Genomic DNA, 25,956 nt, shown 5'->3' with positions numbered 1-25,956 from the left:
GGCGTGAAAGCGAAGTAAGATTAGGAAGAGACAGGATAGAGAAACGGCGGTAAATCCGAGTAAGCTGATATTCACCACAAACGTCTGCTCACGGATACCGCCGTTGCCATGGATGCTACCCCGCTCTGCCTGTTCTGGAAAGGTTTCACCGTCGCTCACCACACTTTTCTGGATGAGCAAACGCTACGCCTCACGCTGGCCCCTGATGACCGTGTCCCACCGGTCTGCAGCGGCTGTGACCACGCCTGCTTCCTCGTTCATGACGTGCACCATCGTCGTGTCCGTGAAGCCCCGTTGCTGGTCTACCGGGTCGAGCTGGAGGTGCCGGTACGCCGTCTACGCTGCCCCGTCTGTGGCCCGACACGGGAGCGTATCGACTGGTTGCCGGGGCGCTCACCGGTCACCACCACGTTGCGCCAGTGGGTGGAGCGCCTGGTCACGTTGCTGCCGATTCGGCATGTCGCCGACCTGATCGGCTTGCACTGGCATACCGTCAAGACCATCGACAAGCAGCGTCTGCAGCGCGACCTGCCGGCACCTGACCCGAGTCGGTTACGGCGACTGATGATGGATGAGTTCGCCCTGCACAAGGGGCACCGCTACGCCACGGTGGTCGCCTGCGCCGACACCCAGCAGGTGGTATGGGTGGGCGAAGGCCGCTCCCGCGAGGCCATCCGGCCGTTCTTCGAATGGCTGGGCGAGGCGCGTGAACAGATCGAGGCGGTCGCCATGGACATGAACTCAGCCTTTGATGCAGAGGTGAAGGACCAGTGCCCCAATGCCGAGGTGGTCTACGACCGCTTCCATGTGGTGGCCAAGTACGGACGCGAGGTGATGGACCGGGTACGCGTTGATCAGGCCAACCAACTGCGCGACGACAAGGCCGCTCGCAAGGTCATCAAGGGAAGCCGCTGGCTACTGCTGCGCAACGCCGACAACCTCAAGCCCGAGCAGGCGGTCAAGCTGGAGGAGCTGCTGGCAGCCAACGCGTCATTGAGCACGGCCTATGTGCTCAAGGACCAGTTGAAGACCCTGTGGTTTGCCGACGACGAGGCTACCGCCCGAAGCGCCTGGCAGGAATGGTACGAGATGGCCACCAGCAGTGGCATCGAGGCTCTGGTACGCTTCGCCAAGCGACTGGCCCCATACCTTGAAGGGATCCTGTCCAGTGCCCGGCACCGGCTAAATACCAGCGTGCTGGAGGGCATGAACAACCGGATCAAGGTCATGAAGCGGATGGCTTACGGGTACCGCGACACGGAGTACTTCTTCCTGAAGATCCGTGCCGCGTTTCCCGGCAAAATGCGATGAACCCAAAACCAAGTCAGCGGATCTCCGATAAAGCAGGTACAATTCAGACAATCAGCTGTCATCATTGCGGATAGACGATGGGTGACGACAGAGCGGTGAAACACGGATCTCCATGTAAGGAAATAATGGTAGTTCAGAAATCAGTCCCTGCAACTCAGTGTTGTCTTTGACATCGAAGATGCTGACATTTTCATAGCTTCCTGCCACTCGCCATAGGTGACGCCATTTACCAATCTTCTGTAACTCTTGCGCATAGGCCTTTTCCTCGGCTTTGATCGCCGCGGCTTGATCTTTTGGCATATCGGGTGGCAAGTTAACTTTCATCGTGACATGGAAGAGCATGCTATCGCCTCGTTATTAGGTGAGTGTATTTCGACCATCGAGATAGGCCTTCCGCCAGCGACAAATCTCTATGCGTTCGAAAAGACCTGCCCGGTAGAAGGGGTCCGCCTCGATGAACGCTTCTGCTTCACTGCGGCTCTCGACAGCCACGAGATAAATCCCACCATGTGCCGTTTTTCCATCGTCAGTGAGCTTGGCCCCACAGGCGATTAACTGCCCGACGTGGTGGTCGAGGTAGGTGAGGTGGGCATCCCGGGTATCAAGCCTCAGGGCCTCGTGACCGGGTTTGTCGTAGGTTTCGATCAGAAAGGGCATGGAACCTCCTACGCACCGTGGATACAAGATCGCCGGCCCCAACTTCAGGGGCCGACGAGCGCTTCGAGCTTACTGCAAGTGAATCAGGCCGCCATATGGCCCCAAATCAGGATGGCACCACCAAAGATCAACCCTAGGTACATCAGGATGAGGACCATGTAGCCCATCACATCACGCAGCTTCAGGCCGGAGATGGCGAGAACTGGCAGGATCCAGAATGGCTGTACCATGTTGGTCCACTGATCACCAATCTGCACGGCCAGGGCTGTCGCCGGGATCGAGGCACCAATGGTATTGGCCGCTTCTACCATGACAGGACCTTGGACCGCCCACTGTCCACCGCCCGAGGGGGCCAGCAGGTTGATGATACCCCCACTGATGAACGACCAGATGGGCATGGTTTCGGGCGTCGAGATGTCAACGAAGGCGTTGGCAAAAGTCACGATCAGGCCTGACCCCACCAGGATCCCCATGATGCCGGCATAGAAGGGGTACTGAACGATGATGCCAGACACCACCTTCACCCCGTCCTGCAGAGCCGCCAGGTAGTTGGCCGGCGAGGCAAACAGCAGAATGCCAAAGAACAGGAAGGCAAAGTTCACGGTGTTGAGGTTCAGGGAGCCGCCATCTGCGAAGTAGAGCCCGAGATATACCAGCGACAGCAAGCCGATAGCGATACCCACGATACGGCTGTGGTTGAGGCGTTCAGCCAGCGTGATCTTGCCCTGATGGTCGGTCTGGGGCTTGGGAGGTGCTGGCTTGGCAACCGTCTCCGGGTCGATTTCGACGATAGACGCCGGATCCTTGGGGTGCAGCCAGGCATTGAAGAACGGCAGGGTCGCGATGACCAGCAGGCTGGTGATGAGCAGGATCGGTGAGAAGATCGTTTCGCTGAGCGAAATAATGCCAACCTGCTCTTCTAGGAAGTGTCCTTCAGTGGCAAGCAGTAGCGGTACGCTGCCGGAAAGACCGATACCGTAGAGGGCAAAGCCGGAATAGGCAGCCGCGATCACCAGCGGGTAGTGCAGGCCCCTGACGTTCACCGCCAGCTTCTGCGCGACGATACCACCGATAACGAGCCCAAATCCCCAGTTAAGCCAGCTGCCGATGCCGCCCACCAGAGTCGCCACGACCACAGCCATGAAGGGGGTTTTGACCATTCTGGCAATACGATTTAGTGCCCCATCAACCATCGGCGTCTTCGCCAGCATGTAACCGGCCAGCAGGATGACTGTCATCTGCATGCTGAACGACAGCAGGCTCCAGAACCCATCTCCCCAGTAACGGGTGGCGTCGAGTGGCGAAGCGCCTTCAACCACTACTGCCAGGAAGATAGTGAACAAGGTTAAAAGGATCGCGATGACCAATGGGTCAGGCATATAGCGGCTGACAAGCCGCGTAAAAAAGTTCGCCAGTGCCTTCATAGGCCACTCTCCGTTGCTGTTCCCTACTCAGTGGTATAATGTACGCCATGCGAACATCGGTTCGAACTGCGGAATCGATTAGGCGATTATCCACATACACATTCAATGCCACTTTCGTCTAAGCAGTAGAAGTATTCGTTACATACACTGACGTACTTAAAGACACTGCCAATAGCGTAGTGCCCGCTGGGCGTTGCGAACAAAGTCATGCAGGTGATCACCCAATGCCTCAAAGCGGGACCTTTGCGGTACGCTCAGCTCATACAACGATGCGTAAGAGCGCGATGCCACGATCAGGAGGTAGGATGAAGCGTTGGATACAGCGCCCCACGGGGTCGAATTGGGGAGACTATGGTGACGACGACCAACTCGGTCGCGCCAACCTGATTGGCAAGGCACAGGTGCTCAAGGGCATTGACGAGGTGCGTGCTGGTGAGGTGTTCTGCCTATCTCTGCCACTGGACCTACCCGGTGGCAATATCCTCAACCCCCGGCGTCATCCGCCACGCCTCTCCCCTACCTCGCTAGGCGGTGACGAGTACCTCAACTTCCCGCTCGCCAACGTACATTCGGGGTGGAAAGACGTCATCAGTGATGACCAGGTGATCCTGTCGCTACAATACTCAACTCAGTGGGACTCTCTTGCTCACGTCGGTGCACTTTTTGATGCCGACAATGATGGCAAGGCAGAACGTCGGTACTACAACGGCTATCGTGCTGGCGTCGATGTGCAGCATGAGAGTGAGCCGTCGGGTAAAAGCCATTCACATGCTGCTCGACTCGGCGTTGATCAAATGGCGATGCATGGTATGCAGGGGCGCGGCGTCCTGGTGGACCTGATCCGGGTGTTCGGCCACCGCAGAACGGTCATCGGCCTGGAGGAGTGGCAACATGCTTTGCGTGAGCTGGACGTAGAAATAGAACCTGGCGATATGCTAGTGATACGAACTGGGTTCGCTGAAGTCCTGCAGGAGATGGAGGGTAATCCCGACGCGGATGCACTTCGCCAGACCGGTGCCGTACTTGATGGCCGTGACTCAGGACTGTTGGAGTGGATCTCATCGAGCGGTGTGGCAGCGATCTGTGCCGACAACTATGCCGTTGAAAACATTGATGATGATAATGCCGAGGCTTGCTGTTTGAAGCTTCCCCTTCATCATCATTGCCTCTTCAAGTTGGGCTTACCTTTGGCCGAACTATGGTACCTTCGCGAACTTGCAGACTGGCTGCATACCCATGGCCGTTACCGGTTCTTGCTCACTGCTCCGCCTCTAAGGTTACCTGGCGCTATCGGGTCACCTGTCACTCCTATTGCTACAGTGTAGTAGCTAAGCTCTAAGCTTGTGATCTTCCCCAGCACGCATGACAAGGCCGGCCCCAGAGGGAGCCGGCCTTCTTGACGACGCCTCGAGGGGTCGCCGTTACAGCTTGCTTTCCAACTCGGGCAGGGCCTCGAAGAGATCCGCCACCAACCCATAGTCGGCCACCTGGAAGATCGGCGCCTCCTCGTCCTTGTTGATGGCCACGATCACCTTGGAGTCCTTCATGCCGGCCAGGTGCTGGATGGCACCCGAGATGCCCACGGCGATGTAGAGGTCCGGGGCGACGATCTTGCCGGTCTGGCCCACCTGCATGTCGTTGGGCACGAAGCCGGCGTCCACCGCGGCACGCGAGGCGCCGATGGCCGCTCCCAACTTGTCGGCGATGCCGTCGAGCAGCTTGAAGTTCTCGCCGTTGCCCATGCCGCGGCCACCGGAGATGACCACCTTGGCGGCACCCAGCTCGGGACGGTCGGACTGGGCCAGCTCCTCCTTGATGAAAGTGGACTGGGCGTTGTCGGCCACGAAGTCCACGGCCTCGATGGCGGCGCTGCCGCCCTCGGCTACCGCATCGAAGCCGGTGGTGCGCACGGTGATCACCTTGAGGGCGTCCTCGCTCTGCACCGTGGCGATGGCGTTGCCGGCGTAGATCGGGCGCTTGAAGGTATCCGCGGACTCGACGGCGATGATCTCGGAGATCTGCGCGACGTCCTTGAGCGCGGCGACTCGCGGCAGCACGTTCTTGCCGGTGGTGGAGGCCACCGCCAGCACGTGGCTGTAGTCCCTGGCGAGCTCGGCGATCAGCGCCGCGGTGGGTTCGGCCAGCAGGTGGGCATAGGCGGCATTGTCGGCCACGCGCACCTTGCTGACGCCGTCGAGCTTGGCGGCGGACTCGGCGATGGCGGAGACGCCTTCGCCGGCCACCAGCACGTCGATATCGCCGCCGATCTGTTGTGCGGCCGCAACCACATGGGCGGTGGCGCCGGCCAGGGCGCCGTCGTGATGTTCGGCCAGAACCAGAATGCTCATGAGATCACCTTCGCCTCGTTCTTGAGTTTGTCGACCAGCTCGTCCACCGAGCCCACCTTGACGCCACCCTGGCGCTCGGCCGGCGGCTCGACCTTGAGCAGCTTGACCTTCGAGGCCACCTCGACACCGAGGTCAGCCGGGCTCTTGACGTCCAGCGGCTTCTTCTTGGCCTTCATGATGTCGGGCAGCTTGGCGTAGCGCGGCTCGTTGAGGCGCAGGTCGGTGGTGACGATGGCCGGCAGGGACAGCTCGACGGTCTGCAGGCCGCCGTCGATCTCACGGGTCACCTGTATCTTTCCATCCCCCCCGTCTCCGCTGATATTCACGGCGGAGGCGAAGGTGCCCTGGGGCAGGCCGGTCAGGGCGGCGAGCATCTGGCCGGTCTGGTTGTTGTCGGTGTCGATGGCCTGCTTGCCGAGGATCACCAGACCCGGCTGCTCCTCTTCCACCAGCTTGGCCAGGGCCTTGGCCGCGCCCAGCGACTCGACGCGCTCGTCGGTCTCGACATGAATGGCACGATCGGCGCCCAGCGCCAGCGCAGTACGCAGCTGCTCCTGGGCGGCCTTGGGACCGACGGTGACGGCGACCACCTCGGTGGCCACACCCTTTTCCTTCAGGCGCACCGCCTCTTCCACGGCGATCTCGCAGAAGGGGTTCATGGCCATCTTGACGTTGGTGAGGTCGACGTCGGAGTGATCCGGCTTGACGCGGATCTTGACGTTGTAGTCGATGACGCGTTTGACCGCGACGAGTACTTTCATCTTTTTCCCCATATACATGGCAGTGTTGCCAAAACTGGACCTCTAACCCAGGATGCCTTCATTCTTCAATTTTGAAAGAGCATCCGGACTGAGGTCGAGATATTCGGCCAGGACAGAGTCGGTATCCTGGCCCAGCAGCGGCGCAGGATTCCTGTAGGAAACAGGAGTATCCGAGAGATGTATCGGGCTTCCGACCATCTTGAAATCCGGATTCATGGGATGCGGAATATTGACAAGCATCCCACGGGCATCCACTTGAGGCTCCGCCAGTGCGCCGGCAATATCATTGATCACCCCAACCGGCACATTGACCTTTCTTATTCGCTCCACCCAGACTTCGGCAGTATCACGCTTGAAATGGTCAGACAGAATCCGTGTAATCGCATCCCTGTTTCTCACGCGATTCTCGTTTTTCACGAACCTGGGGTCGCTGGAAAGCTCTGGCAGGCCAATGGCACTGCAGAGTGCTGCAAACTGTGTATCATTACCGCAAGCGATAATGAAGTCCTTGTCACTTGCATGAAAGGAGTTATAGGGAACAATATTGGCATGTGCATTGCCGTAGCGACCTGGGGAAACACCGGTGCTCAGATAGTTCTGACTCTGGTTTCCCAAGGCTGCAACCTGGACATCCAGGAGTGCCATATCGCAATGCTGTCCTTTCCCGGTCTTCTCACGGGCGAGGAGTGCCGCCTGGATGGCAATGACAGAGTACAGGCCTGTCATGACATCAGTCACAGCAACCCCTACCTTCTGCGGGCCTCCGCCGGGCACACCGTCACGTTCACCGGTGATACTCATCAGTCCGCCCATTCCCTGGATGATGAAGTCATAGCCAGGTTCCTGCGCACGCGGACCGGTCTGGCCAAAGCCGGTAATGGAACAATAGACAAGCCGCGGATTGAGGCTGGAGAGTGATTCGTAATCCAGTCCATACTTCTTCAAGGATCCCGCCTTGAAGTTTTCGATTAGCACATCACTCTCGGCGACCAGAGCACGAACTATCTCTTGCCCTTTTTCACTGGCAATATCGACAGCCACGGAACGCTTGTTACGATTGGTAGACTGATAGTATGAGGCCTCCTGTGAGTCTTCGCCCTGCTCGTTCTTCATGAAGGGCGGCCCCCAGGACCGAGTATCATCACCCGTACCCACGCGCTCGACCTTGACAACATCAGCACCCAGATCAGCCAGAACCTGGCTACACCAGGGGCCCGCCAGCACCCGGCTAAGATCCAGTACACGTATCCCCGTCAACGCACCCATCAGCACCACCCCAGTTCAGTAAACACCATAAACACTCCGAGTTCAGCGAATCGACGGCTCCTGCTGCAATAGTGATATGCCCAGAATTGCCCGCCTGCGCAGCCATGGGCTGGGACGATAGCGCGGGTCCCCCGTCAGCACACTCATTCGTTCAAGAATCGCCAACAATCGTCTCGATCCCAGACGATCTCCCCACGCTAGAGGACCCTGGGGATAGTTGAGCCCCAGCCTCACGGCGTTGTCGATATCGGCAGGAGTGGCAATCTCACGCTGAGCGATCTCGCAGGCCAGATTGACGATCACTGCGAGTACTCGCTGTGACACGAACCCTACACTGTCACGAATCATCGTGACCCCAACACCATCCGATGCCAGGAGGCCATGTGCCGCGTCACGAATATCCTGTCGTGTGACCGGGGTCACCATCAGGGTTCGGTGGCCACCAAGATCCGTCAGGGCATCAAGACATACGGTGCGAGCTGGGTCGACGCCAAAGCGTACGCTGGCACTGGTGGCATCCTCGCCAAAGGGAACCAGCAGGCAGAGAGCGTCCCTAGAGGGGCTATCGGAGTGCTCCAGTCGACAGCCCAGGCCACCGAGCAGAGACGCGACTAGCTCACGCACGGTGTCATCGTCGCAGCCCAGCCATACCGGCGGGTAGTCACTCACTTGGGGTACCGGCTGAGGATCAAGCGTTTCGGCCTTTTTTCCCCCCTCATAGCGATAGAAGCCCATGCCCGTCTTGCGACCCAGGCGCTTGCCTCTCAGCATCTGCCGTGAGAGGTAGGAGGGCCGGTAGCGAGGGTCATGGTAGAACTGCTCGAAAATTGACTCCATGGCAGGATGCGACACATCCAGACCAGTCAAGTCGAACAGTTCCAACGGCCCCATCCGGAACCCGACACTTTCTCTGAGGATTCGGTCGATATCGTCGGGAGGTGCAACATTCTCTTCGAGGAGCTTCAATCCCTCTGTACCGAAGGCACGCCCGGCATGGTTCACGATGAACCCGGGGGTGTCCTTTGCACGCACTCCGGTATGGCCCAGCCGGCTGCTCAACTCGAGCAAGGTATCGAGCACCGATGCCTCGGTATCGGTGCCACCGATGACCTCGACGACCTTCATGAGCGGCACGGGATTGAAGAAGTGGAAGCCGGCAAGCCTGCCCGGAAGCTTCAAGCCGGAAGCAATCTCGGTAACAGACAGCGATGAGGTGTTGGTCGCCAGGATGCAATCACTGGAGACGATGCCTTCGAGGTCGGAAAACAGGCTGCGCTTGATGCCAAGATCCTCGACGATCGCCTCGACCACCACATCACACTCCGCCAACCCCGTCATGGTCTCGACAACCTTGAGTCGGGACAGGGCCGCGTCGGAAGACTCTCTTGACAGCTTGCCCTTGCCGACAAGCTTCTGGAAGGTGGCTTGCAAGCCATCACGAGCCGAGACCGCCGCCCCCTCTCGCTTGTCGAAGAGCGAGACCTCGAGACCGGCCTGGGCAGCGATTTGAGCGATACCCGCCCCCATGACACCGGTCCCTACGACTCCCAGTCGATTCAGCAGCATGGACATTACGCCTCCCCACGGTAGTCTGGCTTGCGTTTCTCGATAAAGGCGGCAGCCCCTTCCTTCTGATCTTTCGTGTCGAACAGCATCTGGAAGGCCTTCCGCTCGAGGACCAAGGCACTCTCCAGGGGAATATCCGCGCCGGAGAGCACTGTTTCCTTGATCTGCTCCACCGCCAGGGATGGCATGGCAGCGATTTCAAGAGCGAGTGACTTGGCGCGCATCAGCGTCTCATCATCGGGAACGACTTCGCTGACGAGGCCGATACGCAAGGCTTCGGGCGCCTTGACCATGCAGCCCGTCATCAGGATGCGCATCGCCTGAAATTTGCCCACGGCGCGAACCAGTCGCTGTGTTCCACCGGCCCCCGGCATCAAGCCGAGCTTCACCTCGGGCTGCCCGAATCGGGCCGATTCGCCCGCCACGATGATGTCGCAGTGCATTGCCAGCTCGCAGCCACCGCCCAGAGCAAACCCATTGACGGCCGCAATCACTGGTTTCGGACAGTGGGCGATGGGGTCCCAGAGACGCTCGTTATGGCGCAGGTACATGTCGGTCGGGGAGGCTGTGGCAAACTCTTTGACGTCGGCACCGGCGACGAAGGTCTGGTCTCCCCCAGTCAACACGATGACCCGTACCTCATCACGTTGCCCCAGAGACGAGAATTGCTCGGCCAGCTGGCGCCTGACGGCGGCGTTGAGAGCATTCTTGGTCTCGGGCCGGTTGATGACGACCACCGCCACCCCCTCTGACAACGACTCCAGGTAGACCTCCGGAGGGTGCTCCTTGTCACTCATGCTAAGACTCCGAATAATTTTATGTCCGCAGTGCGGACTTTAATTTTGCTGCTATGCGGAACGTTACACAGCCACGCTGAGGAATGTCAATGCGTACTAAAAAGGGCAAATATATACCTTTCACATCAATGACTTAATAAATAATCACCCGATGTGGTTGGCGGCAGACGCGCGGAAATAAGTCCGCAGTGCAGACATTAGTTTTGAAATATTGACATTGCTTGCAACCCTGCCCAGACTATCTCGACATGCTATCAGGGATCGGAGAGTGACTCGGTGAACAAGCCAGAGAGCCAGAGCGACTTCAAGGTCATGATTGACCCGATCAATGCGGCTGGCGATCAGGAAAGAGACCGTCAGTTCGTCACGGCACTCGCCAGGGGGCTCGAACTGCTGCGGTGTTTCACGCCTCGCGACAGCACGTTGAGCAACCTGGACCTGGCCAGGAAGACGGGCCTGCCCCGCCCCACCATCAGCCGCCTGACCCACACACTGGCCAAGCTCGGCTACCTCCGGCCGTTGCCCAAGGGCAAGTACCAGTTGGACGTGGGGGTCATGTCATTCGGCTATTCCATGATCTCCAATCTGCCCATACGCTCGGTGGCGCAACCCCTGATGATCGATCTCGCCAATGAGGTCGGGGCCACCGTCGCCATGTCAGCTCGCGACCGGCTGGATATGGTCTATCTGGATGTCGTCCAGAGCGCTCTGCAGTCGACGATCCGCCGCCAGATTGGGACGCGCCTGCCCATCTACCAGAGCTCGGCCGGTCGCGCCTGCCTGGCGGCCATGCCACGCGAAGAGGCCGAGGTACTGATGGGACATATCCGGGACCACCATCCCGATGAGTGGCCGAGAATACGCAGGGCCCTGGAGCGCGCCTTCCGCGACTACGCAGACTATGGCTACTGCCTGTCGATCGGTGAATGGCAGCGCAAGGTCAATGCAGTTGCGGTCCCCCTGCACCATCCACAGCTTGGCATTCTGTCGTTCAACTGCGGTGGTCCCGAGTTTCAGATTTCGCGCGAGAAGCTCGAGGAGTTCATCGGGCCAAGACTGGTGCAGCTGGTCAACGATATACAGACGCAAATCTCTTGATCCATATGAAGAGCTGGCTACCGGGCCACCACCTCCAGGAGGAAACACCATGATTCGCGACCAGGAAACCCTGCAGATTCTGCTTGACTCCATTCGGAGCTTCGTCAACGAGGTTCTCGTTCCCAGGGAAGAAGAGGTTGCCGAGACCGACGAGATCCCCGCGGATATTGCCTCGCAGATGCGTGATATGGGACTTTTCGGTCTTACCATTCCCGAGGAGTTTGGTGGTCTCGGGGTGACGATGGAGGAGGAGGTCAATATTGCCTTCGAGCTCGGCAGGACTTCCCCGGCCTTCCGCTCCTTCATAGGCACCAACAACGGTATCGGTTCCATCGGCATCCTGCTTGACGGCACCGACGAACAGAAGGCCACCTACCTGCCCAGGCTGGCCAGCGGCGAGATTCTCAGCTCATTCTGCCTGACCGAGCCCGACTCCGGCTCCGATGCCGCGTCGCTGAGGACCACGGCGGTCAAGGATGGCGATGGCTACCTCATCAATGGCACCAAGCGCTTTATCACCAATGCCCCACACGCCGGCATCTTTACCGTGATGGCTCGCACCAACCCCGAGATCAAAGGTGCCAAGGGGATCAGCGCCTTCATCGTGGATGCCACGACGCAAGGGATCACCATCGGCAAGCGCGACAAGAAGATGGGCCAGAAGGGCGCCCACACGGCCGATGTGATCTTCGACAATGTCCGGGTTCCTGCCAGCGCGTTGATTGGCGAGCAGGAGGGCGTCGGATTCAAGACCGCCATGAAGGTCCTCGACAAGGGGCGCCTCCACATCGCCGCCATCGCCGTCGGGGCTGCCGAACGCGTACTGGAGGACTCCCTCCGCTACGCCATGGAAAGAAAGCAGTTCGGCCGTGCGATCGCCGAGTTCCAGCTGATTCAGGGCATGCTGGCCGATTCCAAGGCCGAGATCTACGCCGCCAAGTGCATGGTCCTGGATGCCGCGCGCAAGCGTGACGAAGGGCTGAACGTCGGCACCGAAGCCTCCTGTGCCAAGATGTTTGCCACGGAAATGTGCAGCCGAGTAGCCGACAGGGGCGTCCAGATCCATGGCGGGGCCGGCTATATCAGTGAATACGCCGTTGAGCGTTTCTACCGTGACGTCAGGCTCTTCCGCCTGTATGAAGGAACAACCCAGATCCAGCAGGTGATCATCTCACGCAACATGATCCGTGAGGCACAAGAGTAACCATCGACCCTCGATTGCTCCCCTGCCGAAAGCGCCATTCCTCATCATGGCGCTTTCGGTAGCCAACCTCCCCTCAATCAACCCTACTCATCTTCCATAATGGCAAGCAGCCGCTCGAGGAGCATTCGCTCATGTCGATCGCAGGCCTCGGCATTGCCTTCAGGCCACTCATGAAAACCACGTCCGCTCTTGCGACCCAGGCGACCTTCTGCCACCAGACTCTCGAGCAGTGGGCCCGGCGTGGTGCGACTCTCGAGGTCATCATAGAGATAGCGGGCGATATTGAGATGCGTATCCAGACCATTGAGATCACGCTGTCGCAGCGGCCCATTGATGGCCAGGCGAATGCCGATGGAGTAGCGGACCAGATCATCCAGCGCCTCGGCGTCGATCACCCCCTGCTCCAGCAAGGCCAGGCACTCGCGCATCAGTGCATGCTGGAGGCGATTGGCCACGAAGCCCGGCACGCAGTGCCTGAGCACGGCCGGTCGCTTGCCTAGTTGTCTCAGCCACTCGGACGCGCGCTCTACGCATGCATCTGACGTGGACCGGCCCGGCACGACTTCCACGGACGGAATCAGATCAGCGGGGTTAAAGAAGTGCGCTCCCATGAATCGCGCAGGATGGGTCAACACCTGGGCCAGTTCATCGATGGAAAGCCCCGAGGTATTGGTCAGGATCAACGTCGCCTCACCAACATGGCCCTCCACCTCCTTCAGCACACGCTGCTTGAGCCTCAAGTCTTCGGTTACACTTTCCACCACGACATCGCACTTGCTGATCTGCACCCAGTCACTGACGAAGCGGGGCTGCTCCCCACTGCCCGTTTCCGAGCGCAAGGCCTGGCGACAACGCGCCAGGGCACTGGGGTCGACATCCAGCACCGTCACCGCCATACCGTTACGCAGCATCAATCTCGCCAGGTTGGCTCCCATGGTCCCGGCACCGATCACGACACCCCGACAAGATGTATTCATGAACTTCTCCCTTTCACTCGGCGTCCCCATCCCGGGGCGACAAGGGTCGCCTTGGTTTCGATGGTCAGACGCGGACAATTGACTTAATGCGAACACTTGTAGATATAACGAACAATCTGATATCAGATCCCTCTCGCCGCACCCTTGTCCCTCAACCGGAAGGATTTCCCCATGTCTAACCCCTGTGCTGTCGTCACTGGCGGGGCCCGCAATATCGGCCAGGCCATTGCGCTGCGCCTGCAGCAAGATGGCTATCGCACCATCGTGCTGGACATCGAGACCCCAGAGGCAGAGTCACTGCAAGCCGATGCACATCAGGTCGACCTCGGTGACGCGCAGGCCACTCGCCAGGTGGCCGAAGAGATTGCCGATGCCCACCCGGTGACGTGTCTCGTCAACAATGTTGGCGTGGTCCGCCCCGCCCTGCTCGACGATACCCGCGTCGAGGACTTCGATCCGCTGATGCACCTCAACGTGCGCTCCGCCCTGGTGTGTACCCAGGCCCTCCTTCCCAGCATGCGTAGGCACGGCCAGGGACGCATCGTCATGAACGCCAGCCGCGTGGTACTGGGCAAGGAGGCTCGCACCCTCTACAGCGCCACCAAGGGCGCATTGCAGGCCATGGCCCGCACCTGGGCGCTGGAGCTGGCCGCCGACGGTATCACCGTCAACTGTGTGGCGCCGGGCCCCATCGCCACCACAGCGTTCTGGGAGAACAATCCCCCCGACTCCGAGCGCGCGCGTCGCATCATCGAAAACATCCCTGTGCAACGCATGGGGCAGCCCGAGGATGTGGCTCAGGCGGTCAGCTTCTTCTGCGACACCCGCAGCAGTTTCATCACCGGGCAGACGCTGTACGTCTGCGGCGGTGTGACCGTGGGCTGAGGAAACTGCCCACTCAACTCGCCAAGCGAAAGAGCACGGCGGCCATCGCCAGAGAGGCCGCCAAAAAGGCACCGTTCCAACGCAGGCCGATCTGTCTGGCGGTCATTCCCGTGAAGCGTGACATGATCATCATCGCCGCCGTGAACGGCGACGACACCATGGTCAACGACCACCCTGCCAGCAAGGCCGCCCCCAAGAGCGGCAAAGACACGCCCTCCAGCCCTACCTGAGCGACCATGCTGGTCAGGAAGGTTACGCTGATGATCGGATTGATCCCGACTTGGGCAAGCACCACGACCATCAGCAGGGCCAGTACCGGCAACCAACTGCCGAGGGCGACCAGCAGAGTCGATACTCCTTCCAGCTGAGCAGGGTCGAGCAGTGCCACGCTGAGTGAGCCGAGGTAGGCGCCCGAGCCCAGCGCCACCACTTCATTCCCGATCCCGCCCAGCACATCGGGCAGGCGACGGGCCAGCAAGGCGGTGGCCGGCCCCACGCCAGCAGGACCAACACTGCGACACTGCCAGGCCAGCCACACCCAGGCCCCCAGCGGCACACCGATCAATACGGCCTGAGGCAGGCGCAGCGAGAGCAAGAAGGAAAGAGCAAAAACCAAAGCCACCAGTGCCAGCAGCAGCATGCTGAAGTTCGCCAGGGGCATCAGCGAGGGCCGCTCGGTGACGATTGCACCGGCTCGCGGGCGGGGGCCCGCCCCCTGGTCGCAGGCCCAACCCAGTAGGAACAGCACGATGGCCGACACCAGCACATAGGGAAATAGCTCGATCCAGGTCAGTGGCTCAAGTTTGCCCAGGACCACCGCGACACCGATACCCAGCGGCGAGACCAACGGCGCCAGGGTAAAGCCGCGCAAGGTAGCCACCAGCATGCGCCGACGGCGCACTTCCTGCAGCCACACCCGTCCCTGTGCCGAGCCGAGGGTATTGGCCTTGTCGATCATCGACATGAACAGGTTCAACACGCCGAAGTTGAGCACGATGCCGAACAGTGTGGAGCCCAGCGAGAGCATCGGGTAGCGCCAGGTGGGAGGCTGCATCAGCAGGCTCTGGCCGCAGCGACGTATGAGCCGCGAACGGTAGGCCGGCAGGCGCAGCAGCGAAAGTGCCGTCATGAACGCGGCCAGGAAAACGAAGCCACCCCCAGCCTCATGAAGCACCGCCCAGGGTGATGGGAGTCGCCACAGCGCGAGGAGTGACACGGCGATACAGGCCAACGCCAGCAGGCGAGCCATCGAACTGAAACGCGACCACCCCAGTAGCAGAAAGCCCACCAGCAGTAGTTGCGCCAGGTTCTCGGCCAGTGTTGCGCCACTCAACAGATGCACCACGGCAAGCACGAACACGCCGGCAAGCAGGTGACTCGACCAGCGGCTCGCCAGCGCCTTCTTGCTGCTCGTCCTCATGGTTCAATCCCCTCCCTGGTAACGAGCGAGCCGGCCCCACAGGGTGGCCGGCTCGCCTTCCTTATCCTCTGACCCATCGCGTGGACCACAGGCCGATTACCGGGGATCGCGATGCCCGGCCCGTCACACCCCCTGCCCGGGTTCATCCGCGCGATGCTTTGCCTTGTGCCGCCTGGTCATGAATCGATAGAGGGCCAACAGGATGGAGCCTAGTGTCAAGGCGATAAAGAACCAGGTGATCGGGCCACGCACGAAGATGGACAGATCGTTGGAGCCGATCAGCAGCGATCGCCGCAGGTTGTCCTCGAACATCGGGCCCAGGATGAAGCCAATCAGGAAAGGGGCGGCGGGAATGCCGGTACGGTTGAACACATAGCCCAGAAGCCCGAAGGCCAGCATCAGCCAGACATCGAAGGTGTCATTGTTGACCGCATAGGCCCCGTACACGCAGAACATCAGCACGATCGGGAAGAGGATCGCCTTGGGAATATCGGCGATCAGAGAGAAATAGCGGATTGCCGCGTTACCCACGAACAGCAGGATCACCGAGCTGAGCATGATTCCTAGGAATAACGCATAGATCAGGCTCAGGTTCTCTTGGAACATGAGCGGGCCAGGAGTCAGTCCGTGAACCATGAAGGCGCCAAGGATGATGGCCGTGATCACATCCCCGGGAATCCCCAATGAAAGCAACGGGATCAGGGTTGCCCCCGCGACGCCGTTGTTGCCCGCCTCGGAGGCGGCCACCCCTTCCACCTCGCCCTTGCCGAAGCGCTCCGGGTGGGGTGAGCGGCGCTTGGCATCGCTGTACGAGATGAATGCAGCTGCGGTAGCTCCGGTACCAGGAATGGCACCGATGGCCACACCAATCAGGCTGCCACGAACGATGCTCTTGAGGCTGTGCTTGAGTTCCGCCCATGATACGCCAGCGCCACTGGCCTTGGCGGTCAGGTGGGGTACCACCTTCTTGCGATAGAACTCGATGATCTCCGGGATGGCAAAGAGGCCGATCAACAGCGGGATGAACGAGATGCTGTCCATCAGGTTGTAGTTGCCGAAGGTTAGACGCTGCGAGCCAAACACCGAATCCAGTCCTACCAGCGAGAGAAGGATCCCAAGCAGTGCCGCAATCAGGCCCTTTATCATCGAGCCACTGGCAAGCGAGATGATGATGGTCAGGGAAAAGCAGATCAGCCAGAAGAACTCAGGGGCACCGAAGTTGAGGGCAATCTTGGCCAGGTAGGCGGCAAAGAAGATCAGCGCGATGTTGGAGATGAAGTCCGCTATCACGGAGGAGTAGAGCGCCATCTTCAGCGCCTTCTTCGCTTCCCCCTGCTGGGCCATGGGATAGCCGTCCAGCAGGGTACAGGCAGACGCCGGCGAGCCCGGGGTACGAATCAGGATGGCGGTGATCGACCCGCCATACATGCCGCCCTTGTAAATGCCCACAAGCAGCAGGATTGCCGCCACTGGCTCCATGGAGAAGGTAAAGGGTAATGCCAGGGCCACGGCCATGGTTGCCGTCAAGCCGGGAATAGAGCCGACCGTCACGCCAATAACCACGCCGATGGCAATCGCCAGGAAATTCTCGGTAGCCAAGAAGAGCTGCAGCACTTCCGTAAAGTTTTCCATATGTCACCTGATCTTCAGTGAGTGCCGACCCCTCAGAGCGGCATCATCGGCAGTGGGACGTTCATGACCTCGGTAAACAGAAGCGAAACGCCTACCGGGAAGGCGATGGCCAGACCGTAAACCCACCAGATACGCACCGGGTGGGCGATGAACAGTATCAGGGTGGCGAGAATGCCGCTGATGATCGCGCCCAGCATCTCGAACAGGCCAACATAGACCACCAGTGCCAACACCATCAGGGCGAAGCGCATCCAGGGACCACACTCGAAGCGACGCCCGCTGTCCTCGCCATCGTCGGCGACCAGCACCCCCTGGAGCATCATCAGCAGCGAAAACACCAACAACAGCCAGCCGACAATCGTCGGCAACCAGCGTGGGGACATCATCGGGTTCTGCAGGATTGGTGGTTCACCGATGTAGTTGGGCACCAGGTAGAACAGGAGCAACAATGAAAAGCCCAGCAGCACTGCACCCGCGACCACGTCCCACGGGTCCTTGATCAGCGTGCCGCCGGTAGAGTGAGACTTCGTCATCGGGGATACCCTCTCCACGTGAATCGCTCGACATGGAAACCAATTGAGGCGAAGGCCGGGCCCTCGCCTCACCAGCTATGTATTAACCAATGACTTACTCTTGGCGAATACCGGCTTCAGCCGCCACTTCATCCCAACGGGCAACTTCATCGGCAATGAAGGCCTTGAACTCGTCGCCGGCGACGGTGCCAGGCTCGGCTCCCAGCTGCTCGACGAAACTCAGGAACTCCTCACGCTCCATTACCTTCTTCAGAGCTTCCTGCATGGTCTCGGTCGCCTCTTCCGGGAAGGATTCATGTGCGATCAGGCCGAACCAGGCGGTGGTGACAAACTCGTCGAGGTTGTACTCGCCGATCTCATTAAGGGTCGGTACCTCGGGCAGGTACTCGGAGCGCTCGGCGGAGGTCACCGCCAACGCCTTCAGATCACCGGACTGGATATGAGAGAACACGGTGGGCATGTTCTCGAAAGACACATCGACGTCACCACCCAGCAGGGCCGGCAGCGCTGCACCACTGCCAGCGAAAGGTACTGCGGTCATATTCGTTTCTGTCAGAGTCTTGAACAGCTCGCCCGACATATGGATGGAACTGCCTACGCCGCTGTGGCTGAAGGTCATGTTCTGCTCTTTTGCCGCCTCGACGAATTCCAGCACGCTATCGTAGGGGCTGTCAGCCGGAACCACCATCACGTTGGGAATATCGATCATGTTCTGGATGAACACGAAGTCCTCGACCGGATCATAGGCAAGGTCGGGATAGATGGCAGCGCCGATGGTGTGCCCCGGCGAAGCCATCAGGATTGTGTGATCCGAATCGCGCCCACCGCGGGCAAGGCGGCCAGTAGCAACCGTAGAGCCGGCCCCAGGGCGGTTCTCGACCACCACGTTGGCGTCGAGCTCATCCTGCAGCAGGTCCGCCACGCGGCGGGAAAGCACGTCGGTGGTTCCGCCCGGGGCATAGGGCACCACCAGACGCACATCGTCAGTGGGCCACTCCTGTGCATGCGCGGTAGACACTGAGAGGGCCAGCGCCATGGCACTACCGCAGCTAGCGGCAGTGAGTGCCTTGAGAAACGTTTTCATGGTTTGTCTCCTAAATCCGACATATTTGTCCGCTAAGCGGACATTTTATCCGCAAATTTTCACCAGCGTACTGTGCGAGGTGGCAGGGTCGGTATGCGACTTTAGTTTACACGCGCAGGATTCGCCCCCCTCACTCTCGCCCTTATCCTTGATACACGCCTTTTCCGTCCCACTCAATTGAGGTGGTTAACGGAAATGAATCAGATCACACGGGGGTGTCGACGACCCGCCAGGCAGCGCTGCTTGACGCCAGGTTACACTGCTCGCCCCGTAGAGCATGCCTTACACCAGGCTCGTGATGGGCGGGCTCAGGACAACTACCTTCGAATCCTCACGCGGAAGATTTGGCGGTAGTGGGACTGGTAGGATGGCGACTACGATGGTGACCGGTTGCCAAGGGTACGGGAACCGGAGATGCTAAACGTAATCGTTCGCCCCAGCCCCACCAGCGAGGAGACAACAATGAGCCAGTGGCTCCCTCAGGACCAGATTCGCGACATGTTCTCCCGTGCCATGTCTGAGATGTACCGCCAGGAGGTACCGCAGTACGGCACCCTGATCGAGTTGGTCGAGACGATCAACAGAGAGGTCCTCGATGCCAACCCGACTCTGGCGATGGAACTTGACCAGAGTGGTGAATTGGCTCGGCTGGATGTCGAACGTCACGGTGCCATTCGCGTGGGCACCGCGCAGGAACTGGCCATGCTGCGCCGGCTGTTCGCAGTGATGGGCATGCATCCGGTGGGCTACTACGATCTCTCGATGGCCGGTGTACCGGTCCACTCCACCGCATTCCGGCCGTTAGACGACAAGGCGCTCAATCGCAACCCCTTCCGAGTGTTCACCTCGCTGCTGCGCATGGAGTTGATTGAAAACACCGAGTTGCGCGACCGAGCCTCGGAGATTCTCGCGGCTCGGGACATTTTTACACCGACAGCCCGCAAACTGGTCGCGACTGCAGAGACCCAGGGCGGCTTGAATGCAGACCAGGCGAATCGATTCGTGAACGAAGCTCTCGAAACATTCCGCTGGCACCGACAAGCCACCGTTGAGCTGTCCACATATCGTGCGCTGAGTGCCGAGCATCGGCTCATTGCAGATGTCGTCTGCTTCCGTGGCCCACATATCAACCACCTGACCCCACGCACCCTTGATATTGATGAAGTTCAGCGCCGCATGAGCCAGGTCGGCATCGACCCCAAGACGATCATCGAGGGTCCCCCTCGTCGCCGGTGCCCCATTCTGCTGCGCCAGACCAGCTTCAAGGCGCTCGAGGAAACAATTGATTTTGCCGACGACGAAGAGGGACAGCACACCGCACGGTTTGGAGAGATCGAACAGAGAGGTGTGGCACTGACGCATAAAGGGCGCGAACTCTACGATCGCCTGCTTGCTGAATCCCGCCAGCAAGGCAGTGCAGCGGATAATGATAGCCATCAGGCCCAGCTTGCCTCGGTGTTTGAGGCGTTTCCCGATGATCACGACACCCTCCGACGGGAAGGGCTCGCCTTCTATCAATACTTTGCTGTACCAGGCGTGCAAGCCGACCCGAATGACGATGTGGAGGCACTGATCGAGGCGGGTGCACTCGTCGCAAGCCCCATGATCTACGAAGATTTCCTACCAGTCAGCGCAGCCGGAATCTTCCAGTCCAATCTGGGAGATGATGCCCGCGACGAATACACCGCCCAGTCAAACCAGGCGCAGTTCGAGGCGGCGTTGGATGGGGCTGTTATCGATGAGATTGCACTGTACGAAGAGCGTCAGCAGGCGTCGCTCGAAGCAGCCCTGGCGGCATTCCGATAGCCGTGGCATTGTTCTGGTCGCGACAAGGGGTTCCAGCCTAAATCAAGTGCCGGGTCCTCTGGAGCCATGACAGGCGTCAATCAAGGCCCAGCCACAAGGAGAATTGACTCACCTACGATGAGGAGAACTTCTTCCATAGCCTCGATAGGCAAACCCATGCACGGTGAGCGATTCACACCCCGGACCCTGCTGCAGAATACTCAGCAAACCTGGTAGTTGATCGTGATGGCTCATCATATGTCAGGTGGCGATCGAGTCACCTCCACCTACCGAAGCAAGCTGCGACAACGTCTTCCCCCACTCTTGTGAGAGCGAACCTGCTAGCCGCAGAGAGCCGGCTCGGGGGCTGAACGTTGGCGGCCAGCCGTTTTCCCGTCACCTTGTAACGCTTATATTGCTGCGGGTCGGCGGCGTCACGGGCGCCACCCTGCTACGCCATCGACCACCCCAGGACCGGGAGAACGGCCCTTGTCATCACCCACACCACGCTATGCGCTGCACCGGCTCACCGGCCAGTTCCAGGAACCGGCCAGGGAGGCGAGCTATCGCCGGGAGATCGCGCCCCGGGTGCGCCTCGAGTCTAGCGTGGCGATCTGCGTGGCGGCGCTGGTCTTCGGCATGTTCGCCATCTCCGACTACCACTACCTCGACGCCGGCATCGAGCTCACCCTGCTGCTCACCATGCGCCTGGTGGTGGTGGTCGCCTGCCTGGCCCTCGCGGTCGCGATCGGGCGCCTCGGCGACTTCAGCCGCCGGCTGTGGCTGCACGCCCTGCCCCTGTGGATACTGGCGACGGGCATCATCCTGATCGCGCTCCTGCGCCCCGAGAGCCTCGCCACCCAGGTCACCGCGCTGGTGGTGGCCACCATCGCCTTCTACCTGCTGATCCCCAACCTGCTGCCGGTGGTGGCCTTCGCCAGCCTCTACCTCAACCTGGGGTTCCTCGCCGCGGCGGTGGTGATGACCGACATCCCGGCCGTGGTGGTGCTGCGCATCGGGCTGCTGCTGGTGATGACCAACGCCGTGGGCTTCTTCGCCCTGCTGCGCCTGGAAAGGCTGCAGCGGACGCAGTTCGCGCTGCTCGAGGAGGAGCGGGTGCAGAACCGCCAGCTGATGGAGGAGATCGCCCATCGCAAGTCGCTGGAGGCACAACTGCGTCAGGTCGCCGAACAGGATGCGCTGACCGGCCTCGACTCGCGCCGCCACTTCATGGCCCGCGCCGAGGCGCTGCTGCGCCGCGCGCGGCACGAGCAGGCGGCCTTCAGCCTGTTCATGATCGACGTGGACCACTTCAAGGCTATCAACGACACCTGGGGGCACGGCCAGGGCGACCGGGTGCTGGCGGCCATCGCGCAGACCTGCAAGCACTCCCTGCGGCCCCAGGACGTGATCGGCCGCTTCGGCGGGGAGGAGTTCATCGTCGCCCTGCCGGATACCCACCCCAAGGACGCCCTGATGGTGGCGGAGCGCCTGCAGCGGAAAGTCAGCGAGCTTAAGGTGATGGAGGCGATGCCCGACCACCGCCTGACCGTCACCGTCGGTATCGCCGGGGGCCTCGACGAGGACGCCGACCTGGACGCCCTGATCCAGCAGGCCGACCGCGCCCTCTACGCCGGCAAGCACGGCGGCAGAAACCGGGTGGTGATAAGTCAGGAAGTGGAAGGCGAGGCGTGAGTAGAGTGTGATGTGACGATATTCACCTGCCAGTCTGCCACTGAAAGCGAAGTAACCAGCAGCTTGTCCGCCACTCACTTTTTATAACGCCTTCTCCCTAATATAAATATGCGTATGCACAGAATTATCTCCTACCGCCCTTTCGCTCACTTCTAAATAACCCAACGCCCTAACTAATTTTCCCAACTTATCGTACCCATAATTCCGCGAATCGAACGAAGGGGTGTTTTTATTAATATAACTTCCAACAGCAGACAAGGATGCCCAGCCATCATCTCTGGACACCGCATCAACAGCCGATATCATAATCGACCTTAGATTAATATTACCAGACTCATCGGATTCATCAGAATCTGCATGCCTACGCAATATTTCTGTATATATAAATTTATCACACGCAGAAACAAAAGGTCCTGGTGTTTTCTTTTCCCCAAAACCATACACAACCATCCCACTCTCACGCAATCTGTTTGCAAGTCTCGTGAAATCACTATCTGAGGAAACCAGACAGAATCCATCAAGCCTATCTTCATGAAGCAAATCCATTGCATCAATGATAAGCGACGAATCTGTCGAATTTTTTCCTTGTGTGTAACTAAACTGCTGTACAGGCTGGATGGCATGCTTGTGCAAATGAGGCTTCCACCCTTTCAAGTTTGTTGTTGTCCAATCTCCGTATGCTCTTTTTACACTTGCCACGCCAAGTTTTGAAATCTCTGCCAGCAACTCTGCGCATACAGATGCCTGCGCGTTATCTGCATCTATTAGCACTGCCAGTCTACCGTTTCCATTTTCTGCCATTCAGCCCTCCACCACCCGTGCAACCAAAGAAAAATTGGAGGCATATCCCCATATTTCAACTACAGAAAAACCAGGACAGTGCATCATATTTCAGGCCATCAACAGTCACCATAAAAGACCACCCTCCCCTTGATCGCTTCCGTCCCGTCGTTCGGCTGCTCATAACTCCACGCTACATCCTTGTGCTCGCCAAACAAGAAGTACGAGGCATCACCCTTGAAGGGGCAGTGGGTCACGGTGTCGGAGGGGGTCAGCAGGTCCATGCGCACGTCGTCGCGGGGAAGGTACTGCCGGGGTGGGTAGCCACGTTCACGCAGTTCGATGGCGCGGGTGGTGTCGGCCAGCAGGGTGCCATCGATGACTACGCGCACCCGGCGGGAATGCGGGTGCAGCGTGATGCGCGGCTCGGAGGCATCGTCCATGACGGTTCCCTGTGTGTTTTTTCTAATATTCGTTTACGTAGCGTAACAGTCCTGGCCGCCGGTGCCGACGGCAGATCGCTTACAACTAACGTCGAACAAGGCATGGCATGGCCGGGCGAGCGCCCGGCCATCGGGGCCGCTCATGAGGACGCGGCGGCCTGCTCTTCCTCCTCCTCGAGGGGGTCCTCCAGCGGCTCGCCCTCCTCGTTCTGGAGTTGGTGGTCGTATGCCGCCTGGAGGCCGGTGTCCTCCTCGGCGACCTCTTCCTCCTCCGCCTGGGCGATGGCGCCCGGGTAGAAGGGCGATAGCACGGCCACCAGAATGCCCAGCGCGGCGAACATGGCGAAGGCGTCGGCGTAGCCGAAGCCGTCGACCAGCACGCCGACCATCGGCGAGCCGGTGGCCTGGCCGAGCGATACCGCCATGAAGGGCAGCACCGGCCCCACCGAGAGCCGACCGGGCAGCAGGCGGATGCCAGTCATCAGGTAAAGGCCAGTCAGGCTCATGTAGGCCAGGCCGAAGACCAGCGCGGAGAAGGCCGTCAACAGCGGCTGATCGGGGCTCGCGGCGAGCAGCGCCAGGCTCGCGGAGAGCATCATCAGCATCAGCGCCTGGGTGATCGGCGGGTTGTTGCGATCGGCCAGGTCGGCCACCACGGCGCCGCCGAGGCCGGCAACGCCCACTGCCAGCCACAGCCAGGCGGTGACGCTGGCGGGCAACCCGCCGAGGGTCACCACCAGGTCGGGAGCGAAGATCCAGTAGGCGGCGGAGACGAAGCCCATCACGTAGGCGAAGAGGGTGAGCCGAACCAGCCGCGACCAGGGCAGTTCGTTGAGCGGCGGCGGGTCCGCGGCATCCGACGGCACGATGCGTGTGACCGAGGGCAGGAAGAGCCAGGCGGCGATCACCCCGAGCACGGCCAGCACGGCGAAGGAGAGGTAGGCGATTCGCCAGGCACCCACCATGAACAGCACCGTGGGCACCGCCACGATCACGCCGATGCTGGTGCCCGCGTTCATCACCGAGCTGACCCGCCCGTGCAGCGAGCGCCGCACCACCGCCTGCATGGCGGCGGTGAGCGCGGGCATCATCAGGCCGGTGCAGATGCCGCAGGCGAACACCCCCGACGCGAGCATCATCGGGCCGGTGGCTCGGCTGATCAGCATGAGTCCGGCGACGCCAAAGCCGCCGGAGAGCACCGCCGCATATCAGGCGCCGAGGACGCGGGTGACGAGAGGCGCGATCGCGGTGGCCAGCAGGAAGCTGATCAGAGGCAGCGAGCCGATGATACCGATCACGTAGGAGGAGAGGTCCAGCTCGTCACGGATTGGGGGGACGAAGAGACCGAAGGCGAAACGGGCGAGACCGTAGCTGATCGCGATCAGCCCGGCCCCGAGGATGGCGAACCCCGTGCTCGAAAGCCGCATCATTCATCCTCCGCAAGAGCGCGTCGAAGTGGTGGGTCGTTGCCGGTACCCGATCGTCGCCGACGGGCAGAAAGCAGCGAGTCGGCACTTCCCCCAGCGTGACGCAGCATGGCGATATCGACAAGGATGGCAGACGCTGCGGCGGCCTTGTCCCGCCGGTGGGTAGCTGTCATCGTCGAGAAGACCTTTCACCCCCAACAGGAGATGCCCGTGTACATCGCCATGAACCGCTTCCGGGTCAACCCCGAGCGCACGGAGGAGTTCGAGCAGATCTGGCTGGAGCGCGAGACCCACCTGCAGGGGCTGCCCGGCTTCGAGGCCTTCCATATGCTGCGCGGACCGGAGCGCGAGGATCATGTGCTCTATGCTTCCCATACCGTGTGGCGCTCGCGGGAGGACTTCGAGGCCTGGACCCGCTCCGAGGCCTTCCGCAAGGCCCACGCCAACGCCGGCCAGAGCAAGCGCGAGGGGCTCTACCTGGGCCCGCCGAGCTTCGAGGGATTCGAGGTCATCCAGACCGTCGACAACGAGGAGAGTGACGCATGAGCAATCGAGAAGCCTATGAGCAGAAGCTGCGCGCCAAGCTGGACGAGTGGCAGGCGGAGATCGACAAGCTGAAGGCCCAGGCCCGCGGCGCCGACGCCGATGCCCGCATCGAGCGGGAGAAGGAGGCCGAGCGCCTGGAGGAGAGGCGCGAGGAGATGCGCCGGAAGCTGGAGGAGCTGCGCGAGTCCGGCGACGATGCCTGGGATGACATCCGCGCCGGGGCGGAGCGCGCCTGGGAGTCGATGAGCGACGCCTTCGAGAAGGCCCGCTCGCGCTTCAAGTAGCCGGGCCGGCCAACCAGCCCGGGGAGGCGCCAG

At 60.4% G+C, this 25,956-nt stretch carries 26 protein-coding genes; 9 read left to right on the top strand and 17 right to left on the bottom strand.

The window, feature by feature from the left end:
• The first annotated feature begins 108 nt into the window (after positions 1 to 108).
• On the top strand, positions 109 to 1,311 hold the full coding sequence (locus LWH48_RS03750) for an ISL3 family transposase (protein WP_232911334.1): 1,203 nt from the start codon (positions 109 to 111) through the stop codon (positions 1,309 to 1,311).
• Positions 1,312 to 1,362: 51 nt separating this feature from the next.
• Here the strand turns inward: LWH48_RS03750 and catC are convergent, their stop codons facing one another.
• The 3 genes from catC to LWH48_RS03735 form a co-directional block, all read right to left on the bottom strand.
• The gene (catC, locus tag LWH48_RS03745; protein ID WP_232911333.1) at positions 1,363 to 1,653 is read right to left on the bottom strand and encodes a muconolactone Delta-isomerase; all 291 of its coding nucleotides are present in this window, start codon (positions 1,651 to 1,653) and stop codon (positions 1,363 to 1,365) included.
• A 15-nt stretch (positions 1,654 to 1,668) separates the two neighbouring features.
• Positions 1,669 to 1,968, bottom strand: a complete 300-nt coding sequence (locus LWH48_RS03740) for a YciI family protein (protein WP_232911332.1) — start codon at positions 1,966 to 1,968, stop codon at positions 1,669 to 1,671.
• 83 nt (positions 1,969 to 2,051) lie between these two features.
• Positions 2,052 to 3,392, bottom strand: coding sequence for a short-chain fatty acid transporter (locus tag LWH48_RS03735; protein ID WP_232911331.1), 1,341 nt, complete (start codon positions 3,390 to 3,392; stop codon positions 2,052 to 2,054).
• Between the two features lie 305 nt (positions 3,393 to 3,697).
• On the opposite strand from LWH48_RS03735, the gene LWH48_RS03730 reads away from it, so the two are divergent.
• On the top strand, positions 3,698 to 4,717 hold the full coding sequence (locus tag LWH48_RS03730) for a cyclase family protein (RefSeq protein ID WP_232911330.1): 1,020 nt from the start codon (positions 3,698 to 3,700) through the stop codon (positions 4,715 to 4,717).
• A 96-nt stretch (positions 4,718 to 4,813) separates the two neighbouring features.
• Here the strand turns inward: LWH48_RS03730 and LWH48_RS03725 are convergent, their stop codons facing one another.
• From LWH48_RS03725 to LWH48_RS03705, 5 genes are read right to left on the bottom strand one after another with little or no spacing between them, the layout of a single operon-like run.
• The gene (locus LWH48_RS03725; protein ID WP_232911329.1) at positions 4,814 to 5,740 is read right to left on the bottom strand and encodes an electron transfer flavoprotein subunit alpha/FixB family protein; all 927 of its coding nucleotides are present in this window, start codon (positions 5,738 to 5,740) and stop codon (positions 4,814 to 4,816) included.
• On the bottom strand, positions 5,737 to 6,501 hold the full coding sequence (locus tag LWH48_RS03720) for an electron transfer flavoprotein subunit beta/FixA family protein (RefSeq protein ID WP_232911328.1): 765 nt from the start codon (positions 6,499 to 6,501) through the stop codon (positions 5,737 to 5,739). The genes LWH48_RS03725 and LWH48_RS03720 overlap by 4 nt, the downstream gene beginning before the upstream one ends.
• A 42-nt stretch (positions 6,502 to 6,543) precedes the next feature.
• Complete coding sequence (locus tag LWH48_RS03715; RefSeq protein ID WP_442908291.1) at positions 6,544 to 7,767, bottom strand: CaiB/BaiF CoA transferase family protein; 1,224 nt, start codon at positions 7,765 to 7,767, stop codon at positions 6,544 to 6,546.
• A 42-nt stretch (positions 7,768 to 7,809) separates the two neighbouring features.
• Complete coding sequence (locus LWH48_RS03710) at positions 7,810 to 9,339, bottom strand: 3-hydroxyacyl-CoA dehydrogenase (protein WP_232911327.1); 1,530 nt, start codon at positions 9,337 to 9,339, stop codon at positions 7,810 to 7,812.
• Positions 9,339 to 10,130: an enoyl-CoA hydratase gene (locus LWH48_RS03705; protein ID WP_232911326.1), complete on the bottom strand. Its 792-nt coding sequence runs from the start codon at positions 10,128 to 10,130 to the stop codon at positions 9,339 to 9,341. The genes LWH48_RS03710 and LWH48_RS03705 overlap by 1 nt, the downstream gene beginning before the upstream one ends.
• A 276-nt stretch (positions 10,131 to 10,406) precedes the next feature.
• Between LWH48_RS03705 and LWH48_RS03700 the strand changes: the two genes are divergently transcribed.
• Positions 10,407 to 11,228, top strand: coding sequence for an IclR family transcriptional regulator (locus tag LWH48_RS03700; RefSeq protein WP_232911325.1), 822 nt, complete (start codon positions 10,407 to 10,409; stop codon positions 11,226 to 11,228).
• Between the two features lie 49 nt (positions 11,229 to 11,277).
• Positions 11,278 to 12,432, top strand: a complete 1,155-nt coding sequence (locus LWH48_RS03695) for an acyl-CoA dehydrogenase family protein (RefSeq protein ID WP_232911324.1) — start codon at positions 11,278 to 11,280, stop codon at positions 12,430 to 12,432.
• An 83-nt stretch (positions 12,433 to 12,515) separates the two neighbouring features.
• Here LWH48_RS03695 and LWH48_RS03690 read toward each other — a convergent pair whose 3' ends face one another.
• Positions 12,516 to 13,409 carry a 3-hydroxyacyl-CoA dehydrogenase NAD-binding domain-containing protein gene (locus LWH48_RS03690; RefSeq protein WP_232911323.1) on the bottom strand — a complete coding sequence of 298 codons (894 nt, stop codon included), beginning with the start codon at positions 13,407 to 13,409 and terminating at the stop codon, positions 12,516 to 12,518.
• A 171-nt stretch (positions 13,410 to 13,580) separates the two neighbouring features.
• Here LWH48_RS03690 and LWH48_RS03685 point away from each other — a divergent pair, with 171 nt between their 5' ends.
• Positions 13,581 to 14,294, top strand: a complete 714-nt coding sequence (locus LWH48_RS03685; protein ID WP_232911322.1) for an SDR family NAD(P)-dependent oxidoreductase — start codon at positions 13,581 to 13,583, stop codon at positions 14,292 to 14,294.
• A gap of 13 nt (positions 14,295 to 14,307) precedes the next feature.
• On the opposite strand, the gene LWH48_RS03680 is transcribed toward LWH48_RS03685, so the two are convergent.
• The 4 genes from LWH48_RS03680 to LWH48_RS03665 form a co-directional block, all read right to left on the bottom strand.
• Complete coding sequence (locus tag LWH48_RS03680) at positions 14,308 to 15,714, bottom strand: hypothetical protein (RefSeq protein WP_232911321.1); 1,407 nt, start codon at positions 15,712 to 15,714, stop codon at positions 14,308 to 14,310.
• A gap of 123 nt (positions 15,715 to 15,837) precedes the next feature.
• Positions 15,838 to 17,346, bottom strand: coding sequence for a tripartite tricarboxylate transporter permease (locus LWH48_RS03675; protein WP_232911320.1), 1,509 nt, complete (start codon positions 17,344 to 17,346; stop codon positions 15,838 to 15,840).
• Between the two features lie 32 nt (positions 17,347 to 17,378).
• Positions 17,379 to 17,879 (bottom strand): tripartite tricarboxylate transporter TctB family protein, encoded by a 501-nt coding sequence (locus LWH48_RS03670; protein ID WP_232911319.1) that lies wholly within the window; start codon positions 17,877 to 17,879, stop codon positions 17,379 to 17,381.
• A gap of 94 nt (positions 17,880 to 17,973) precedes the next feature.
• Positions 17,974 to 18,963 carry a Bug family tripartite tricarboxylate transporter substrate binding protein gene (locus tag LWH48_RS03665; RefSeq protein ID WP_232911318.1) on the bottom strand — a complete coding sequence of 330 codons (990 nt, stop codon included), beginning with the start codon at positions 18,961 to 18,963 and terminating at the stop codon, positions 17,974 to 17,976.
• A 462-nt stretch (positions 18,964 to 19,425) separates the two neighbouring features.
• Between LWH48_RS03665 and hglS the strand changes: the two genes are divergently transcribed.
• Positions 19,426 to 20,769: a 2-oxoadipate dioxygenase/decarboxylase HglS gene (hglS, locus tag LWH48_RS03660; protein WP_232911317.1), complete on the top strand. Its 1,344-nt coding sequence runs from the start codon at positions 19,426 to 19,428 to the stop codon at positions 20,767 to 20,769.
• Between the two features lie 468 nt (positions 20,770 to 21,237).
• Entirely contained in the window at positions 21,238 to 22,443 is a 1,206-nt protein-coding gene (locus tag LWH48_RS03655; protein ID WP_232911316.1) for a GGDEF domain-containing protein, read from the top strand.
• Positions 22,444 to 22,524: 81 nt separating this feature from the next.
• Here LWH48_RS03655 and LWH48_RS03650 read toward each other — a convergent pair whose 3' ends face one another.
• The 4 genes from LWH48_RS03650 to LWH48_RS18355 form a co-directional block, all read right to left on the bottom strand.
• Positions 22,525 to 23,244 (bottom strand): NYN domain-containing protein, encoded by a 720-nt coding sequence (locus LWH48_RS03650; RefSeq protein ID WP_232911315.1) that lies wholly within the window; start codon positions 23,242 to 23,244, stop codon positions 22,525 to 22,527.
• 98 nt (positions 23,245 to 23,342) lie between these two features.
• Complete coding sequence (locus tag LWH48_RS03645) at positions 23,343 to 23,666, bottom strand: DUF427 domain-containing protein (protein ID WP_232911314.1); 324 nt, start codon at positions 23,664 to 23,666, stop codon at positions 23,343 to 23,345.
• Positions 23,667 to 23,806: 140 nt separating this feature from the next.
• Positions 23,807 to 24,865: an MFS transporter gene (locus tag LWH48_RS03640; RefSeq protein WP_332875607.1), complete on the bottom strand. Its 1,059-nt coding sequence runs from the start codon at positions 24,863 to 24,865 to the stop codon at positions 23,807 to 23,809.
• A gap of 9 nt (positions 24,866 to 24,874) precedes the next feature.
• Complete coding sequence (locus LWH48_RS18355; RefSeq protein WP_332875606.1) at positions 24,875 to 25,096, bottom strand: hypothetical protein; 222 nt, start codon at positions 25,094 to 25,096, stop codon at positions 24,875 to 24,877.
• Positions 25,097 to 25,303: 207 nt separating this feature from the next.
• Here LWH48_RS18355 and LWH48_RS03635 point away from each other — a divergent pair, with 207 nt between their 5' ends.
• Positions 25,304 to 25,639, top strand: a complete 336-nt coding sequence (locus LWH48_RS03635; RefSeq protein ID WP_232911313.1) for an antibiotic biosynthesis monooxygenase family protein — start codon at positions 25,304 to 25,306, stop codon at positions 25,637 to 25,639.
• The gene (locus LWH48_RS03630) at positions 25,636 to 25,923 is read left to right on the top strand and encodes a coiled coil domain-containing protein (RefSeq protein WP_232911312.1); all 288 of its coding nucleotides are present in this window, start codon (positions 25,636 to 25,638) and stop codon (positions 25,921 to 25,923) included. Before LWH48_RS03635 ends, LWH48_RS03630 begins: the two co-directional genes overlap by 4 nt.
• Positions 25,924 to 25,956 lie beyond the last annotated feature (33 nt).

Origin of the sequence: Halomonas sp. G15, from assembly GCF_021282295.1 — a bacterium.
Classification (GTDB): Bacteria; Pseudomonadota; Gammaproteobacteria; order Pseudomonadales; family Halomonadaceae; genus Halomonas; species Halomonas alimentaria.
Note: the sequence above shows the minus strand (reverse complement) of the source record. Positions and strands in the feature narration are given on the sequence as shown.